The sequence below is a fragment of the Ruegeria sp. CDSA034 genome, from assembly GCF_059612275.1.
The window spans coordinates 170,326-186,951 of sequence record NZ_JBXWQH010000005.1 but is presented as its reverse complement, the minus strand read 5'-3'; the positions used below and the strand labels follow the sequence as shown (position 1 = coordinate 186,951).

The 16,626-nt window shown below is 57.9% G+C and carries 21 protein-coding genes; 15 read left to right on the top strand and 6 right to left on the bottom strand.

The genetic code is table 11. From position 1 onward, the window contains the following. Positions 1-18: 18 nt before the first annotated feature. Genes AC2FLJ_RS11595 through AC2FLJ_RS11565 form a run of 7 tightly spaced genes read left to right on the top strand, consistent with a single transcriptional unit; the run spans position 19 to position 5,207 of the window. The gene (locus AC2FLJ_RS11595; protein WP_496705894.1) at positions 19-1,950 is read left to right on the top strand and encodes an AAA family ATPase; all 1,932 of its coding nucleotides are present in this window, start codon (positions 19-21) and stop codon (positions 1,948-1,950) included. After that, positions 1,947-2,282, top strand: a complete 336-nt coding sequence (locus AC2FLJ_RS11590) for a hypothetical protein (protein WP_109311289.1) — start codon at positions 1,947-1,949, stop codon at positions 2,280-2,282. Before AC2FLJ_RS11595 ends, AC2FLJ_RS11590 begins: the two co-directional genes overlap by 4 nt. Next, a complete protein-coding gene (locus AC2FLJ_RS11585) occupies positions 2,279-2,575 on the top strand; it encodes a hypothetical protein (RefSeq protein ID WP_496705892.1) in 297 nt (98 codons plus the stop codon). Before AC2FLJ_RS11590 ends, AC2FLJ_RS11585 begins: the two co-directional genes overlap by 4 nt. Positions 2,576-2,614: 39 nt before the next feature. After that, complete coding sequence (locus AC2FLJ_RS11580; RefSeq protein WP_496699642.1) at positions 2,615-2,950, top strand: hypothetical protein; 336 nt, start codon at positions 2,615-2,617, stop codon at positions 2,948-2,950. Continuing rightward, entirely contained in the window at positions 2,947-4,284 is a 1,338-nt protein-coding gene (locus AC2FLJ_RS11575; RefSeq protein ID WP_496699641.1) for a DUF6638 family protein, read from the top strand. Before AC2FLJ_RS11580 ends, AC2FLJ_RS11575 begins: the two co-directional genes overlap by 4 nt. Further along, positions 4,285-4,551, top strand: a complete 267-nt coding sequence (locus AC2FLJ_RS11570) for a hypothetical protein (protein ID WP_109311285.1) — start codon at positions 4,285-4,287, stop codon at positions 4,549-4,551. It abuts the gene before it with no gap. Positions 4,552-4,562: 11 nt separating this feature from the next. Next, positions 4,563-5,207, top strand: coding sequence for a DUF1523 family protein (locus tag AC2FLJ_RS11565; protein WP_496699640.1), 645 nt, complete (start codon positions 4,563-4,565; stop codon positions 5,205-5,207). A gap of 62 nt (positions 5,208-5,269) precedes the next feature. Here the strand turns inward: AC2FLJ_RS11565 and AC2FLJ_RS11560 are convergent, their stop codons facing one another. The 6 genes from AC2FLJ_RS11560 to AC2FLJ_RS11535 form a co-directional block, all read right to left on the bottom strand. Then, the gene (locus tag AC2FLJ_RS11560; RefSeq protein ID WP_496699639.1) at positions 5,270-6,364 is read right to left on the bottom strand and encodes a flagellar basal body P-ring protein FlgI; all 1,095 of its coding nucleotides are present in this window, start codon (positions 6,362-6,364) and stop codon (positions 5,270-5,272) included. Continuing rightward, positions 6,361-7,368, bottom strand: coding sequence for a flagellin (locus AC2FLJ_RS11555; protein WP_282120927.1), 1,008 nt, complete (start codon positions 7,366-7,368; stop codon positions 6,361-6,363). The genes AC2FLJ_RS11560 and AC2FLJ_RS11555 overlap by 4 nt, the downstream gene beginning before the upstream one ends. A gap of 2 nt (positions 7,369-7,370) precedes the next feature. Then, a complete protein-coding gene (gene flgK / locus AC2FLJ_RS11550) occupies positions 7,371-8,822 on the bottom strand; it encodes a flagellar hook-associated protein FlgK (RefSeq protein WP_496705889.1) in 1,452 nt (483 codons plus the stop codon). A gap of 34 nt (positions 8,823-8,856) precedes the next feature. Next, positions 8,857-10,152 carry a flagellar hook protein FlgE gene (locus AC2FLJ_RS11545; RefSeq protein WP_282120925.1) on the bottom strand — a complete coding sequence of 432 codons (1,296 nt, stop codon included), beginning with the start codon at positions 10,150-10,152 and terminating at the stop codon, positions 8,857-8,859. A gap of 99 nt (positions 10,153-10,251) precedes the next feature. Then, a complete protein-coding gene (locus tag AC2FLJ_RS11540; protein WP_496699637.1) occupies positions 10,252-11,088 on the bottom strand; it encodes a flagellar motor protein MotB in 837 nt (278 codons plus the stop codon). A gap of 87 nt (positions 11,089-11,175) precedes the next feature. Then, the gene (locus AC2FLJ_RS11535) at positions 11,176-12,510 is read right to left on the bottom strand and encodes a FliI/YscN family ATPase (RefSeq protein WP_496699636.1); all 1,335 of its coding nucleotides are present in this window, start codon (positions 12,508-12,510) and stop codon (positions 11,176-11,178) included. A gap of 86 nt (positions 12,511-12,596) precedes the next feature. On the opposite strand from AC2FLJ_RS11535, the gene AC2FLJ_RS11530 reads away from it, so the two are divergent. Genes AC2FLJ_RS11530 through flgH form a run of 8 tightly spaced genes read left to right on the top strand, consistent with a single transcriptional unit; the run spans position 12,597 to position 16,625 of the window. Next, positions 12,597-12,983, top strand: a complete 387-nt coding sequence (locus tag AC2FLJ_RS11530; protein ID WP_496699635.1) for a FlgB family protein — start codon at positions 12,597-12,599, stop codon at positions 12,981-12,983. Positions 12,984-12,995: 12 nt separating this feature from the next. Beyond that, a complete protein-coding gene (gene flgC, locus AC2FLJ_RS11525) occupies positions 12,996-13,382 on the top strand; it encodes a flagellar basal body rod protein FlgC (protein ID WP_282120921.1) in 387 nt (128 codons plus the stop codon). Positions 13,383-13,393: 11 nt separating this feature from the next. Next, positions 13,394-13,684 carry a flagellar hook-basal body complex protein FliE gene (gene fliE, locus AC2FLJ_RS11520; protein ID WP_496705886.1) on the top strand — a complete coding sequence of 97 codons (291 nt, stop codon included), beginning with the start codon at positions 13,394-13,396 and terminating at the stop codon, positions 13,682-13,684. 4 nt (positions 13,685-13,688) lie between these two features. After that, the gene (locus AC2FLJ_RS11515) at positions 13,689-13,961 is read left to right on the top strand and encodes a flagellar biosynthetic protein FliQ (RefSeq protein ID WP_282170851.1); all 273 of its coding nucleotides are present in this window, start codon (positions 13,689-13,691) and stop codon (positions 13,959-13,961) included. Beyond that, positions 13,961-14,671, top strand: a complete 711-nt coding sequence (locus AC2FLJ_RS11510) for a flagellar hook-basal body complex protein (RefSeq protein ID WP_496705884.1) — start codon at positions 13,961-13,963, stop codon at positions 14,669-14,671. Before AC2FLJ_RS11515 ends, AC2FLJ_RS11510 begins: the two co-directional genes overlap by 1 nt. 21 nt (positions 14,672-14,692) lie before the next feature. After that, positions 14,693-15,478: a flagellar basal-body rod protein FlgG gene (gene flgG / locus AC2FLJ_RS11505; RefSeq protein ID WP_496705882.1), complete on the top strand. Its 786-nt coding sequence runs from the start codon at positions 14,693-14,695 to the stop codon at positions 15,476-15,478. Further along, positions 15,478-15,894 carry a flagellar basal body P-ring formation chaperone FlgA gene (gene flgA, locus AC2FLJ_RS11500; protein ID WP_496705880.1) on the top strand — a complete coding sequence of 139 codons (417 nt, stop codon included), beginning with the start codon at positions 15,478-15,480 and terminating at the stop codon, positions 15,892-15,894. Before flgG ends, flgA begins: the two co-directional genes overlap by 1 nt. Further along, positions 15,894-16,625, top strand: coding sequence for a flagellar basal body L-ring protein FlgH (gene flgH / locus AC2FLJ_RS11495; RefSeq protein ID WP_496705878.1), 732 nt, complete (start codon positions 15,894-15,896; stop codon positions 16,623-16,625). Before flgA ends, flgH begins: the two co-directional genes overlap by 1 nt. Position 16,626: the final 1 nt, after the last annotated feature.

The window sequence follows — 16,626 nt, the reverse complement described above, 5'->3', positions numbered from 1 at the left end:
AACAAAGGCTATTTTTAAATGAGTTTGACGTCAGATCAAATGGAATTACGCGAAGATGACATTCGCAAACACTATCCAGCGGCGACCGCCTTGCTGAACGGTTTTGAACACGCGCCGCGGATAGCCAAAGCGGTTGAGGTGGCGACCGAACGGTCTCCGGGCGTTTCAACTGGACGGCGGTTTCGGTCGACGACGCCAGGGCTGGTGACACGCCGAACCGTGCGCGCAGCCGGAGTGCATCTGGTCGAACGGATCGAGGCCTCAGATGATGGCGATACGCTGGTATCACCGCCTCAGGCGACCACGCAGCAGGCCATCCGCCGCGCCATTGCCATCGCTCTGGCTGTGGGTGAGGCCTATGCGGAACAGACCTCGCTGGCTGATCTGAAACGCGCGAATCTTGCTGGAGACTTGCCCGCCGCGCGCAAGACCGAATTCTCGGAACTGCTGACGGCGGAGGCTCTGATCACGTCCCACACCTTCGGCAATGCGCTGGCCTATCTGATGTCCTCGCATCTGGGCGAGACCACCGTTGATATTGGCGAGATCGAAGAGGTCCTGACCGACAACGGCCAGCTCGCCCTGCACGGCGCGCTGTGGGAACTGGACCAGACCCTCGCCAAACATGCCCCCGACGATGCCCATCTGATTGCCGCCACCAGCGCCTATGCCGAGCAACTGATGGAAAAGGCCGCGCTGCGCGCGCAGTCAGCAGGCCATCTGGCCCCGTTCCAGAATGCCGCATGGCATATAGAGGCTGATGATCTGACGATCCGGGGGTTCGAACCGGCCTCCAAGGCCAAATCCACCACCCTCACCATGACGTTCAAGAAACCGAACGAGGTGGTCGGCAACCATATCGCTAAATATCAGGCGATGAAGCTGGCCAAGATGGTGATGGCCTATGACTTCGACCGCCGCCTGAACCCGTTTGCGGAACTCGGCGGGTTCATCTTCACCTTCATGGGCGACGGCAAACCGGGCACTGGCAAGACCACCCTGATCCAGATGATGGCCGGGCTGATCAACGATTATTGCCAGAACGCGGGTTATCCGTTCCGCTATCAGAACCTGAGTACCGATAATATCGACAGCTATCAGGGCAAATCCGGTCAAAACGCCAAGGCCTTTATCAACACGATCATCGACCCCTCGGTCATCGGCTTCGGCACCATCGACGATATCGACCAATTGGCGGGCAAGCGTGGCGACCGGCAGTCGTCAGCCGGGCAACTGGAAATCACCGCCGTGCTGATGGAGAGCTTTGCGGGCGCCAACACCGTCGTGCGCGGCAACTGCACCTTTGGCATGTTCTCGAACTACCCCGAGAATGTGGACGACGCCTTGCGCCAACGGGCGGGCGCGCGATTCCTGGTGGATGGGCCGCAGACGCGCGAGGATTACATCGATATCCTGCACCTGCTGATGGGCCGCAATCACGACATCCCGCTGGGCGAACACGAGGCCTATGCCGCGCAGGAAATCAAAAAGGCTGTCGCTGCCAGTTTCGAAAGTCATTCCCGCCCGCACGAAGAGGCTCTGCTGCAGGTCTATGACCGGGTCTCCGGCGATATCGGCCAGATGGATACGATTGCCAAGATGGGCACCTATCTCAAGGCAATCCAGCAGGCGGATGAGCGCTTTACCGGCCGCGCGATCAAGAACATTACCGACGCCGTCAAGGTCCGCGCGATGGATTTCGAATTGCCCGACGAATGGATGGAAAACCCCGACCTGTTCCTGTTCCGCGACTACGACACCAAGAAGGCGATGATCGAGGACCTGCGCCAGCCGATCACGGTTGAAATGGTGATCCAGGAAATCAACCGCTACGCCGACAGCGAGTTCCGCTATGCCGACAAGAGCGACGAGGTCGCCATTGAGAACGCGGTGCGTGAGATGGGCCGGATGGAAGAGGCCAAGCGGCGGTATCTGGAGGACAAAATATGACCGGCAGCCTGATCCTGATCTTCGGGTCGATGATCGGTTCGTGCCTGTTTTTCGGCATTTCGGTCGCGCGCCGTCGACCGCCCTCCCTGCGCGCTTTTGGCATGCTGGTGCTGATCGTCTTTGCAGTCGCCTATATCTGGAGTGCCTTGTTCGAAATCTGGATGAACGGCGCGTCTGTCTTACACCCGACCTCATTGCTCCACACCTTTGGTCCCGGTGAAATGCCATCACATTTCCTTGGGATGGCATTTTTCTGGTTCGTGCCCGCATTGATCTTGGCCGGAGGCGCGTATGCGTATACGCGCCGTCGGTCAAAGGAGGCACAGACGTGACATTGACACTCGCAATCACCGGTTTTGCCCTTGTTTTGGGTCTGATCCAGCCCCTGCGCTGGGGTTTGCTCGGCTTTCTGGGCGCGGTGGTGGTTCTGTTCCTGACCCAGTTCGGTGTGAACGCCGGCAGCGGGTTCGAGGGCACCACATGGGAAGAATCACTGATCCTATTTGAGGGCAGCTTGGTGTCTTACATAGGTTTCAACCTGCAGATCACGGCACGAGCGTTTGCATTGCCTTTGTTCGCGTTGGCCGCAGTATTTGTAGGTAGGCTCAGCCGGAGAGTAAACTGAGTGCAACACATGCTCGATCCGTTTGTAAGGAGTGCCTGAGTGCTTGATGTCGTCTTTCTGATAACATGTGCTCTTCTAGCCTATGCTGGAATCAAGTTCGTCCGCTGGGCTTTTCGTTTTAGCTTGCCAGTTCCTTTGGGTAGATTCATGTGGCTGCGATTTTTCTTCTGGTGGACGCTCACTCTTTTTATGGCAGTGGCCGCGTATATCGGTGTGATCGGCTCAGTGGCTTATTACCTTTTCGAGATCTTGAATTTGGACGAAAGGTTGGAGTCATCAGTACTGTTGCTAGGAGGGTTGGTTTTGACTGCGCCTTATTGGGCAGGTTTGATAAATGGCATCAATTTGCAGGCATCGCATAGGTGGGCCGAATGATCCGCCTCATCAAAAAAGGCCTGATGTTCGGCAATCTCGTCCACATCTCCAGCCCGGCTCTGGTTGAGCGCTATAACCGTGCGCTGCAGCATTTGGCGGGCAAGACCACGGCGCTCACGGATTTCCACATCGATATCTCGGGCTATTCACCCGAGGTGGGGATTGAGCTGGAGGATGAGCTCTACCTCAACCCCAACGGGGTCAACCGGCAGTTCATTCTTTTGACGACCGAGCAGAAACGCGCGCCTCTGCTGAACGTCAAATTCTCGACCTCGCGCGAAATCCTGCGCGAGTTCATCGAGATGAACGAGGCGCAGCTGTTTGCCCTGACCGCCACCGATGCGGTGGCCGGAGAGCTGGTGAACTCGGTCATAAAACTCACCACGCCGCGCGATCTGCTGAACCTGCGCAAAATCGAGATTGAGGCCGACACCGCAGGCGGCACCCTGCGCAAGGCACAGCAACTGGCGGGCATGGTCGAACGGTTCAAAACCGAAGAGGATGCCTGGTTCGACGATGTGCTGATCGCCAAGATGATCGAAACGGCCAAGGAAACCGGCGACGTCACCCGCAACCCCGTCCGCCTGCGCCATACCGCCTTTGAACAGCGCAATTTCTGGACGGCGCACTTCGGTGGGCTCTACCTGTTCCCCGATCTGGATCATCCGGCGGTGATCTGTATGGGCGACAGACCCGACGATATGCCGATCAAATACGTTTTTGACCCATCTCAGCGGAACCAGATTGCCAAGTTCCTCGGGCTAAACGGCTTGGTCGAAACGATCATTGAGGCGCGCGGCGTGAATTCCGCCGCAATCCTGCAGCAGAAAATGGACTTCCTGACCGTGGATGCCGCAGCCGATGCAGGCGTTGACCTGACAGGGTTGGACCGTGGCGATATGCGACGGCTGGCGCGAAACCATTCGGATCGTCTGCCCGACGCCTATCACGGTTTGGCGCAGCTGTTGCGCTGGGCAAAGGATGGCGGGCCGTGGCCGCGTATCACCTCGGATCACCCGGCCTATTTCTATACGCTGCGGGCGACCAACACACCGAACCGCGATCTGGTGAACATGCTGCTGGCGGAACTGGCCCCGTTGGACCCGCGTCAGGTGTTCATTTGCCATAAGGAACTGTTCTACCGCACCTATGCGACTTGGCCCGAGGCCAAAAAAGCCTATGTTGCCGACTTCCTTGCGCGCGAGTATCAGGTGGATAAGGCTGGCGCTCGGGCCGCACTATTCGGCCACGAACCGGATATGAGCGGTAATGACCGGATCAGCGAAGACATCATCGCACGCGTCGGCCCCTGGGGCGCAGTAGGGAGAAGTTAAATGTTCGTCGCACTGCGTTTCTTGATCCCGTTGCTGGTCGTTCTGACGGTCATTTATGTGGGCGTATCAATCTATTCCCGCTGGATACGGCGCAATAAGTTGATCGCCCATTGGGAGAAAAAGGGTCTGACCGGCGACCGCGATGCATTTGTCCAGCGAGGGCTAAAAAAGTACGACGGATCGTTTCGACGCAAACTGATCCTTGGGATTTACGTGGTGCCGCTGGGCCTGATCGCAATCCTGATTTATGTTACGAATTTCATGTGAGGGTTTCGCTGATGCGTTACATCAAATGGGCTATCATCATCCTGTTCTGGGGCACAATTGCCGCGGTGTTGAATTACACCCTTCCGCAGCACGATGTGGTTCGGATTTCGGATACCTATGAGAAACGGATCGACCCCGGTGAGAACAGCATCTTCTGGTCGGTTCATGACGTCGGCAGTGATGCGACAACGCCAAACCGCGATGTGTTTTTCATTCAGACCCGCAAGACCAACGGCAAGGTCATGGTGTATCGGAACGAAGACACGGGCTGGGGCTGGCCACCTTATTTTAAACTAAACTCGTCGAACCTGCAGGCCGAAGCCGCAGACTTGAAATCAACAAACGAAGCGCCTCGCTGGGTGGTTGTTCGCCACTACGGTTGGCGAAGTGAGTTCCTGTCGATTTTCCCGAATGCAGTGAAGATTTGGTCAGTAGACAGCCAAGACGTTCGGATTATTCCCTGGTTCAATATCATTTTCCTGACCTTATTCTTCGCGATAGTTTGGGCCCTTTGGGTCCGCTGGCGCCGGTTTCGCGAGGCGCGGGTTGATCCCGTGATCGAGAATATGGAAGATGGCCTTTATGCCGCTGGCGACGCCATAGAAGAGCAGGGCAGCAGGTTCCGAAAGTGGCTGAACAGTTGGAAATCCAAATAGTTTTTGGTGGGGCCGTTTGGCACCTCCCTCAGCCTTGGCGGTGACCTGTTGGCCTGAGTTCCTCAGCGTACGATAAATTCGGCGTGCAGCGCTCCGGCGGCTTTGATCGTCTTCAAAATGTCGATCATGTCGCGGGGCGACACCCCAAGCGCATTCAGACCTGCCACAACTTCGGACAAGGTTGCTGCTTCGGGTATTTCAGCCAGTCCGGTGCCTTCCTCTTCTTCTATTCCCGCGATTGTTCTGGGCACCACAACGGTTTCGCCGCGCGCGAAGGGGTTGGGTTGAACCGCAATCGGCGCCTCTTCGACTGTTAGCGTAAGGTTGCCCTGCGAGACCGCCACGCGGGATATCCGCACTTCCTGCCCCATCACAATCGTGCCCGAACGCTGATCGACCACGACGCGGGCCTTGGTTTCGGGTTCGACCAGAATGTTCTCGATCCGCCCAAGCGCGTGGGCGGTCGAAATTGCCTGCGTTGCCGCGATGTTCAGCTCAACCGTCCCGGAATCGCGCATGATGGCCACCGCGCGGTTGAACTCGGTATTGATGGCAAGCTCGATCCTGCCTGCCGTAGTAAAATCCGGCTCTCGCAAAGCAAGGCGCATCTGGGTAAGAGCCGAAAGTTCGAAATCGATTTCACGTTCTACCCTTGCTCCGGAGGGGATCACACCGGAAGTAGGAACGCCCTGCACAACCGAGGCGGCCTCTCCCTCAGCCGACACGCCGCCTGCCAAAACGGTGCCTTGCGCAACAGCGTAAATCTGCCCGTCAGCAGCGTTCAATGGCGTCATGATCAGCGTACCGCCCAGTAGACTTTTGGAATCTCCGATGGCAGAGACCGTCACGTCGATCTGCCCCCCAACGCGCGAAAAAGGCGGCAGGCTTGCAGTCACTAGAACAGCGGCCACGTTTTTGGGGCGGAAGTCCTCGCCGTTGACGTTGACGCCCAACCTTTCGAGAATGTTGGACATGATCTCTTCGGTAAAGGGCGAATTCCTGAGCCCGTCACCGGTTCCATTCAGCCCCACAACCAGACCGTAACCGACCAGATCGTTTCCGCGGACTCCGTCGAAGTCCACCAGATCTTTCAGTCGGATCGCGCCGGCGGAGGCCAGGCCAGGAAGCAACATCAGAAGAAAAACAAGAACTCTCATCTCAGGAAATTCACCAGCGACAGGTTCGCGTTGCGAACGGTGACCGAATACAGGCTTTCCAGTTGGAACTGCACGGTTTGCAACTGAGTGGCGGTTTCATAGGGATCCGCCGCGATCAATTTGCTTCGGCTGCTTTGCAGGCTGGTCCGCGCCGCATTATTTCGCGTTTGCGCCTGTTCGATTCGAGCCTCGGTCGCGCCGACATCGGCGCGCAGCCCCACCAACTGATCCTTGGCGTTGACCAGATCGACGCCCAATTGTTTGAACAGGGCCGTTCTTTGTTGCGTCGGGACATTCAGACCGCTGTCCGCGACCACGGCTGCGACTGCAATGTCGCGAATTGCGGCTTTGATGGCTGGGTCGGTCGCTGTCACAGGAATTGAAACGCTTTCATTCTCGGATATCTGCATGGGGGCCAGTTTTGTGCCGGATCCCTGATAAATTACCGCATCGAAACCGGTAGGATCGTTGAACCAATCCTCTGCCCTCTGCCGGATGTCCGCGACAGTAGCTGCGCCCGTCAACTCGGCCTCTAGCGCGGTGATCAGCGTGTCAGCGGACGGAAGCGGAGAGACATCCGTTGCGGTGCCCGAGTAAAGGCTGCGCCCTCCGGCGCGGGTGTTCAACGCAGATACGATCGCGTCCAGTTCGTTTCTGGCCTGAGCCGATGCGTTTTCGTGGGTCACCGCCTGATTTGAGGTGCCAAAGGACAGAAGTGAGGCGGTAATCCCCTCAACAGCGCCGGCAACTGTGTTCAGGCTCAGCTGCATCGCATCCGTGAACAACCCGGCTTCGGCGGTCGATACTTTGAACGCATCCAGTCTGGACAGGCTGCGATCCAGATCCAGCAGATGAGAGTAATCACCGTCCAAATGGCCAGACAAGTCCTGAACCCGTCCGGATGACAATTCGTAGGACAGTGTTTCGATCTGATTTTTGATCTCGGTCGACCGGGTTCTCAGCGTCAATCCGCGCGCCAGATCACCTATGGATGTCAAATTCATCGTCATAACCTCAGCAGAGTGTCCATCATCTCATCCACGGTCGAGATGAGCCGCGCATTCGCGGCATATGCCTTTTCGATCTGCATCAGATTTTGCAGTTCGGTGTCAGTATCCACGCCGCGTTCGGCTTCGATCTTGGCCATTTCTAGTTGTGATTGCTTGGCGAATGTCATGCGCCCCTCGGCGGCATGGGCGTTTGCCCCGGCCTTAGACAGCAGTGCCTCGGCAATTTCCGCAGCTCGCATGTTGCCGGTGCCAAATACCGCCCCGGCAACGGGACGGGCATCGTTCAGGACCGCGCTAAAGGCCCTCAGCTGCGCTGCATCGCCCGGATCCCCTGGAGTGGCGGCGCCGAGGCCCGTCCGCAATTTCCAGCTGTCACCACCAGCATCGGGGTCCACCGTCACGTTCAAGCGTATGCGCGAAGCCAATCCGATTGCCGCAGTTGCGTCGTAGCGATTGCCATCATCGGTGAACACGCCGGGATCAGTTGCCGCGACGGTCGGATCAAGACCGGCGGTCTCGAACCGTTCGATCAGGTCTTGGGCGGCGGTGTCCAAGTGTACTTGAGCCTCAACCGCCAGTTCATCGCGAATCTCGAACTGAGCCGCCAGCGCGCCGCCCCTAAGCTGCGCACTATTGCCGCCGGTGCGCACAGGCTGCCCGTTCACTTCAAGACCGGACAAAAGGCTGTTGGCAATTGTCATGTGCGGCTTGGTTTCGCCGGTAGTCGTAAAACTGAATTCTGCTGCCTGCCCCTCTAAAAGGATCAGGCCGCCGTCTGAATATAGCGACACACGGTCGTTATCCCGCGCTACGACATTAACCGGCATCAGTTCGTTCACTTGATCAATCAATACCTGGCGCTGATCCAGCAAGGCATTGATATCGCCTCCAGAATTCTTGATGCTGGGGATCTTGTTGTTCAGGTTTTCGATGTCCTGCAAGGACTGGCTCAGGCGGTTGACCTGCTTGCCGATGGTCCTGTCTGCGTCCGAACGCGCCTGACGCAAACCTTCGGATGCCGCGTTAAGGCTGTCCGCCAAATTCCGGGCAGCGCGGGCCGCCTGATCCAGCCGCACTTTGGAATCGGGCAAGCTGGCGGCCGTTGTCATGTCGTTCTCAAATTCGGTCAACCGAGAGGCAATGGAATTGGGGTCATCAACCGAACCCACGGCCTTTTCAAAACGGGTGTAGAACTCTGAGATTGCGCTTGTACCAGCAAGATTTGTGTCGGAATCGCGCCGGTTGGCGATCAGGGCCGGGTCCTGATGGCGCGTCACGCCGACGGTGCGCACGCCGTTGCCCGAGATCGGACTTGTCGCCAATTCCAGCGAGCGACGCGCATAGCCCGGTGTCAGGGCGTTGGCGATATTACCCGAGACAACTGCGACCCCGCGGCTTGCGGCGGTCAGACCGCCCAACGCGTTGTTCAATGCTGTCGTCATGTTCATCGGACAGGTCCTTTCCCTAGCTCAAAGCCCCGGATCAACGTTTGATGTTTGTGGTTTCCTGCAGCATCTCGTCGACTGTCTGGATCACTTTGGCGCTGGAGGAAAACGCCCGTTGCGTCTGGATCATCGAGGTCAGTTCAGTTGCGACATCGGTCGTGGATTCCTCGCGTGCAAAGGATACCAGATCGCCGGTCGGCCCATCGCCCGCGTTCCAAAGGAAGAACGTTCCGCTGTCGCGGGATGGGGCATAGGTCTGATTGTCCAGCGCCGTTAGCCCATTCGGGTTGGGAACATCGACAAGCGGAATCTGGTACACGCGCCGGCTGACACCGCTGTCGTATTGCGCGTAGACATATCCGTTTTCATCCACCTTTACGCCGGTCATCGTCGCAACCGGGGCACCGTCGCGCGTGATTGATACTGGGGCAAATGTATCCGACAGCTGGGTAATCCCATCTTTGTCGCCAATCTGACCGATATTAATCTCCATCGGCCCACCATCTACGTTTACCACAAAACTGCCATTTGCCGGATCGTAAGCACCACCTGAAATGGTAGTCACGCTGGCCAGCGTGCCGCCTGCGGTTCGGCTGTCGGTGAAGGTCAGGCGGTACTCTCCGATCACCGCACCGCCAGATGCGGTATCGCGCAGCGTCATGGTCCATTCATTGCTGGATCCTGTTCCGGGCACAGTCGGGACCAGTTCAATGTTTACGGATTCTGATTTTCCGAGGTTGTCAAAATATTCAACCGACAAAGGCTGTGCGTCACCCGGTGCGCCGGCATCCGTCGCCGTGGCCGGAAGGTTCATGCGCAGGTTCATGCTTGTGGTCGGCGAGCCGGTCAATTGATTGACGCTGAGTTTGACGGGTTCCAGCGCAGCTGGTGTATCCCTTGGCACATTAGGGATCGATCCGTCCGGGCCAGCGGGCCAACCCAACAAAACAAGCCCCGATTGCGTTACCAGATGACCCTGCTCATTGGTGCGAAACGAGCCGGTTGTGGTCAGAAGCATTTCATTCGAGTTTGACGCCACCTGAGAGCTGGGCCGCACGGGTAGCAGGCCACGGCCGCGCACTGCCAGGTCGGTTGAATTGTTCGTTGTGACCAGCGATCCGCGCTGGTCGATCATGCGTTGACTTGTGGTTCTGACACCACCTGCCGAATAGCTTCCGCCCTGACCGGAGGTGACCATCGAGTGAAAGTCGGTCTCGACTCGTTTGTAGCCAAAGGTGGACGAGTTGGCGATATTGTCAGAGATGGTCGCCAGCCGGTTCGCGTTGGCCTTCAAAGCGGCCACACCGGCATTCAGCGAAGAGGAAATTGTCATTGGCACGCCCTTCTGTTGCGTCAAAACGTGATGCAACAGCTAACGTACTGGCCCTTAACAGCACGCTAACAGGTAAAATGCGTTCTATCCTTTTGAATTCTACGGCGTGCGCAGAAAAATGATCTCGATCCTGTTGTTGCGAACCGCCATCGGGTTTTTGGCCGTCAACTCGCGGTCTGCGTGCCCCGTGACCCGATCCAGCCTTTCGGCAGCCAGACCCTTACCTTGCAACATCTGGCGCACGGCCTGAGCGCGGGTCGTCGACAAATCCCAGGCCGGGTTTTGCGCCAGAACGACCGGCGAGGCACGCACATGTCCCTCGACAGCAATGGAGTTCTGCACCAGGTCCGAAGATCGCGCCACCAGCAAGGCGAGCGCGCGCATCATGGCGGTGGGCTTGTCGGTTCCCGATTCGAACAGCGGTTGATCCTCGGTATCGAACAGCTCGACAACCAAGCCTTCGTCAGTGACGCGTGTGACGATATGTTTCCGGACCTTGTCCGAAACCAGACTTTCGCCCGTGCGCCCCAGAAGCTCGGCTTCGAGTGTCGAAAAATCCTCGACGGTCTCTTTACCACCTTCCGCGTTCACGCCGACCGAACCGCGCGCCTGCCGGGCAACCGTCGGGCTTTTCTGGCTGGCGCCCGAACCATCCATCACCATGGTCTTTTCAGAGAACATATTGTTGCCGCCAAAGGCGCCGTCACCGCCGCCTGACACCGGATTCACCGGGATTGTAGGCGAAAAGTAATCCGCCAGTCCTTTGCGTTGTTTTTCCGTCGTTGCATTCAGCAGCCACATCAACATGAAGAACGCCATCATGGCCGTGACAAAGTCGGCATATGCGACTTTCCACGCGCCACCGTGGTGACCTTCGCCACCGGACACACGTTTCTTCTTGATGATGATTGGCGCCGCATTGGATTGCGCACCCATCTCCACCACCTTTTTATCACCCGCTACCGGGGTAGCAGTGCAGGTCTTAAGGCGGGCTTAACGTTTTAAACTGTTGCGATATCGCTGCTACACCAAGGCGGCTCCGGCGCGGCGCAGGATCAGTTGCAGGCGATCAAAGCTGTTTTTGATTCCATCTGTTTCGGGCTTGGCGAAAAAGGCGTCCAGCTCATCATGCACGCGCACGGCCTGATCCAACAGCGGATCGGCGCCCTCAGAATAGAGCCCGGCTTTGATCATCACCTCAGACTGTTCATAGCTGCCAACCAGTCGGCGGGCTTGCGAGATCAACTGGTTTTCTTCCTCGGTGGCCGCATCGGGCAGGCTGCGCGAGACAGAGCGGCCGAGGTCGATCGCCGGAAACCGGCCCCGCTCGGCAATCTCGCGGCTCAGGACGATATGGCCGTCGAGAACACCGCGCAGGATATCGGCTATGGGTTCATCCATGTCCGATCCTGCGACCAAAACACTGAACACGGCCGTGATGTCGCCCTGTTCGCCGGTGCCCGGACCTGCGCGTTCGCAAAGGCTCGCAATCAATGGGGTCACCGACGGTGGAAACCCGCGCAGCGACGGTTGTTCGCCTGTCGTAACGGCAATCTCGCGATGCGCTTCGGCAAAACGGGTGACGGAATCGACCAGAAACAGGACATTCAACCCCTGATCGCGCAGGTATTCCGCCACCGACATCGCGGACCAGGCACAACGGCGGCGCGCAAGGGCGGATTGATCAGACGTAGCGGCCACCACTATCGACCGCTTCATCCCCTCAGCACCCAACGCGTGTTCGACAAATTCGTTCACTTCGCGCCCACGCTCACCGACCAGCGCAACGACAACCACATCCGCATGCATCGACCGCGCCAGCGTCGCAAGCAGCGTGGACTTTCCCACGCCAGAGCCGGCGAACAGTCCTACGCGCTGACCCTGAACGATGGGCAGCATAGTGTTCAGCATGGCAAGACCAGTCTCCATTTGTTGGCCCAAAGGTTTGCGATCGACCGCAGGTGGAGGGGTTTGCATTATGTCCTGCTCCTGAACTCCTGACAGCAGCGGTTTTCCGTCCAATGGATTGCCAAACGGGTCGACCACCCGTCCCAACCAGTGCATTCCCGGCGCAAAGGCTGGTGTTTGGTTCAGAATCACTCTGTCACCAAGGCAGACCCCGTCCGGTGCCGTGGCGGGCAGCATGTGAATCAGATCCGATTCGACATGCAATATCTCGCCTGCCAGATCCGGCCCAGTGCGTCGGCGTAAGGTCACATGATCCCCGATCCGCGCATGCGCTGCGAGGCCATCAACCTCTATAACCCCGCGCGCGACGCTGGCCACATGCCCCATATGGCGTGTAGCAGTCAGGCGGTCGATTTCACATTTCAATAGCATCGGGTCGAGATCGGACATCGTGGGTTCTCCAACGGTTTCTGAAAACGGTTTTTAAAGGAATCGGGGTTAAGCCTTGATTGAAATTGATCGAGGGAGAAGCCCCGATGTTCTATGACCTGAACGTCTTTAAGACCGCGTACGCAATGGCAACCCATGCCGGGCAACGGCAATCCGTCATTGCACGAAACATGGCCAACGCGGATACGCCAGGCTACCAGCCCCGCGATATCGAGGCCTTTCAAAGAGTATTCGAAAGCTCGGGTCGTGAGGTCGCCATGACTGCCACGCGGGCGGGACATTTGAATGGTGTTGGTGGCCCAATGCCCTGGGCTGAGATTGAAGCCACTCCTTCGGGTGACCCAAATGGCAATGGCGTTTCCGTCGAGGAAGAGATGCTAAAGGGCGTTGAGGTCAAGCGTCAGCATGATCGCGCCCTGGCGATCTACAAATCTTCAATGAACATTCTGCGCAGCAGCGTCGGCCGGGCATAAGGGGGCCATAGGATGAGTGACTTTTCTCATTCCCTGACCGCCTCGGCCAGCGCTCTGCGCGCTCAGGCCGCACGTTTGCGCCATGTGTCCGAAAACATCTCGAACGCGGATACACCGGGTTATCGCCGCAAGACGGTACCGTTTGAAGCCGTGAACAAAGACGGCAAAGAAATGGTGCAGGCAGGGCGGGTCAAGCTGGACCGCCGCGCTTTGTCGCGCGTCTATGACCCAAGCCATCCGATGGCCGATGACACAGGCCATTTTCGCGGCTCGAACGTCGATCTGATGATCGAGATCGCCGACGCCCGCGAGGCGCAGCGCAGTTACGAAGCCAACCTTAAGATGTTCGATCAGACACGTCAGATGTCGTCGAGCCTGATGGACCTTCTCAGAAAATAAAGGACACCAGAATGGATATCCGAGCAATCAATGCGGCTCAGAGTTATGCGGGCGCGCGCCCGGCGACGCAAGCTGATCCAGACCATGCCGGAATGGCGCAGGGGCTGCGGTCAGGGTTTCAGGACTTTGCCGCGACGCTGAAACAGTCCGAGCAGATGTCGCAAGCTGCGATGACCGGGCAGGCGGATCCGCATGCTTTGGTTCAAGCGCTGGCGCAGACAGAACTGGCCGTGGAAACGGCTGTGATCGTGCGCAACAAGGTGGTCGAGGCCTATCAGGAAATCCTGCGGATGCCGGTCTGACGCAATGCTCAGCGAAGGTCTGTTCTATGACATCGTACGTCAGGCGCTTTGGGTCGCAGTCATCACTTCGGTTCCGATCCTGGCGGTGGCGCTGGTTTCGGGCCTGATCGTTGGTCTGTTCCAGGCGCTGACCTCGGTGCAGGAGATGACGCTGACCTTTGTGCCCAAACTGATCGCCATAGTCATCGTGTTCTGGATTTCCATGGGATTCATGACCCAGACGCTGGTCACCTTTTTTTCAGGAACACTCATCCCTTTAATCGCAGGAGGTCGCTGATGGATACCGCCTATGTCACCCTGTCCCGGCAATCGGGTCTGATAAACGAAATGCGGCTGGTCGCGAACAACATCGCCAACGCCAATACCACGGGCTACCGCGCGCAAGGTTTGGTGTTCTCGGAATTCGTGCGCGATATGCCCGGAAATCCATCCCTGTCCATGAGCCGTGCCGAAGTGCGCAATACTTCGCTGCAGCAAGGCGTGCTGACCGAAACCGGAGGGCAGTTCGACTTTGCCATCGAAGGGGATGGGTTCTTTATGGTCGAAACCCCGGCGGGCAATCGGCTGACCCGGGCTGGTGCTTTCTCGTCCAGTGCGGACGGGGATCTGGTGACCATGGATCGGCACCGCGTTCTGGACAGCAATGGCGCGCCCGTTTTTATCCCGCCTGATGCGTCATCCATTGATGTCGGCAGCGACGGCACGCTGAGTGTCGACGGGCAATTTCTGGGCCAGATCGGGGTTTACGGCGTTGCCGATCCTAAAACGCTGATGCGTGAAGGCAGCACGCAGTTCCGAGCCGAGGGTGACATTGAACCAGTCGAAGAGCCGGTGGTCGTTCACCGTTTTCTCGAAGGATCGAATGTGAATGCCATCGCGCAGGTCTCGCGCATGGTCGAAATCCAGCGCGCCTATGAATTGGGTCAGAGCTTTCTGGAAGCCGAAGACGAACGGGTGCGCGGTGCGCTCAAGGCGCTGATGCGATGATTTGAACAAGGAGAATTTGACATGCGAGCTTTGAAAATTGCGGCAACGGGAATGACGGCGCAGCAAATGCGGGTCGAGACGATCTCGAACAACCTCGCGAACATGAACACTACGGGCTACAACGCGCGGCGGGCCGAGTTTGCCGATCTGCACTATCAGCAGATGGCGCGGCCGGGTGCGGTCAATGCCAATGACGGCACGGTTCTGCCAACGGGTATCCAATTGGGCCTTGGGGTGCGCCCGGCTGCCGTGACCACGCAGCTGTCGCAGGGCGCCCTGTCAGCCACCGGAAGCGATTTGGATGTTGCAATCGAAGGGCGCGGTTATCTGGAGGTGACGCTGCCCAACGGACAGTCCGGCTATACCCGCGATGGCAGCCTGAAACGATCCGCCGAGGGGTTGATCGTAACCTCGGACGGGTTTGCCGTAGCACCCGAAATTACCATTCCTGACGATGCGCGGTCGATCTCGATCAACCCAGCGGGCGAGGTTTATGCCTATTTCGACGACGCGCCAGAAGGGCAACTGCTGGGAGAGTTCACCCTGGCCAGTTTTTCCAACGCCAAGGGGCTCGAGGCGATTGGCAGCAACCTGTTCAAGGAAACCGAAGCTTCGGGCGCGCCTGTGGTTGGCGCACCTGGAGAGGATGGGGTGGGCACGCTGCGGCAGGGCTATCTTGAGGACAGTTCGGTCGATGCGGTGCGCGAGGTCACCGAACTGATCGAGGCACAAAGAGGATATGAAATGAATGCCAAGGTCATATCCGCTGTCGATCAGATGATGAGCGCAACTACGCAGGTGCGGTGATGCGGGTTCTGAGTTTTGTTCTGGCCTTGGCGGCTCCGATCCCGGCAATGGCTGAAATTGTGGTGTCGAAACGCACCATCCGGGCCAAGGAAATCATTTCAGCCACTGACCTGGAAACCAAGGATCAGATGGTTCCAAACGCGGTGAGCAATGCGGACTTTCTGATCGGACAAGAGGCGCGCGTCGCCCTCTACCCCGGGCGTCCTATTCGTGAGGGCGATTTCGGTCCGCCGGCAATTGTGGATCGAAACGATCTTGTCGTTCTTGTTTTTGACCGCCGCCCCCTGTCCATCACCGCCGAGGGTCGCGCATTGGGCCGCGGCGCGGTCGGGGATCGTATCCGGGTCATGAACCTGTCGTCACGCACAACCGTCACCGGACGTATCCGTTCGAACGGCCAGATTGAGGTAAAATGATGTCTGCACTTTCTAAAACTCTGTTGGTTGCCGTTCTCATCGTGTCGGCCTGTGGCCGCGTGGATCACCTTGGCAAACCGCCAAGCTTTACGCCCAATGATGAATCACCGGAACATGTGGCGATGCTTTGGCCCGGCTTGCCCTTGCATACGCAGCCAGCGCGCAACGTTGACAAATCCTCGCTTTGGAGCGGTGGCCAGCAATCCCTGCTGGGAGATCAGCGCGCGATCAAGAAAGGGGACATCATGACGGTCGTGATCGAGTTGGACGAAAAGGCCGAGATATCGAATGACACCAACCGATCCCGTAGCGGCTCGGAAAGTCTTGAGGTGCCGGGGCTGTTTGGATTACCGCAACGCGCGGCCGAGCACCTGCCAAACGGCGCATCCCTGGACGAAGCTGTTTCGATCGATTCCTCGTCGACCAGCAAAGGCAAAGGATCAGTAAAGCGAAAGGAAAAGCTGACCCTGCGGGTGGCCGCAACCGTGATTGATGTTTTACCAAACGGGGTGCTTTCGATCTCGGGGTCGCAGGAATTGCGCGTCAACTTTGAGCTGCGTGAACTTTTGGTCGCGGGCTACGTGCGCCCTCAGGATATCTCGCGCCAGAATGAGATTACCTACGACAAGATCGCGTCGGCGCGTGTGTCATACGGTGGTCGCGGTCAGATCTCTGACGTTCAGCAGCCCCGTTACGGGCAGCAAATCCTGGATTCAATTTTGCCATTCTGAG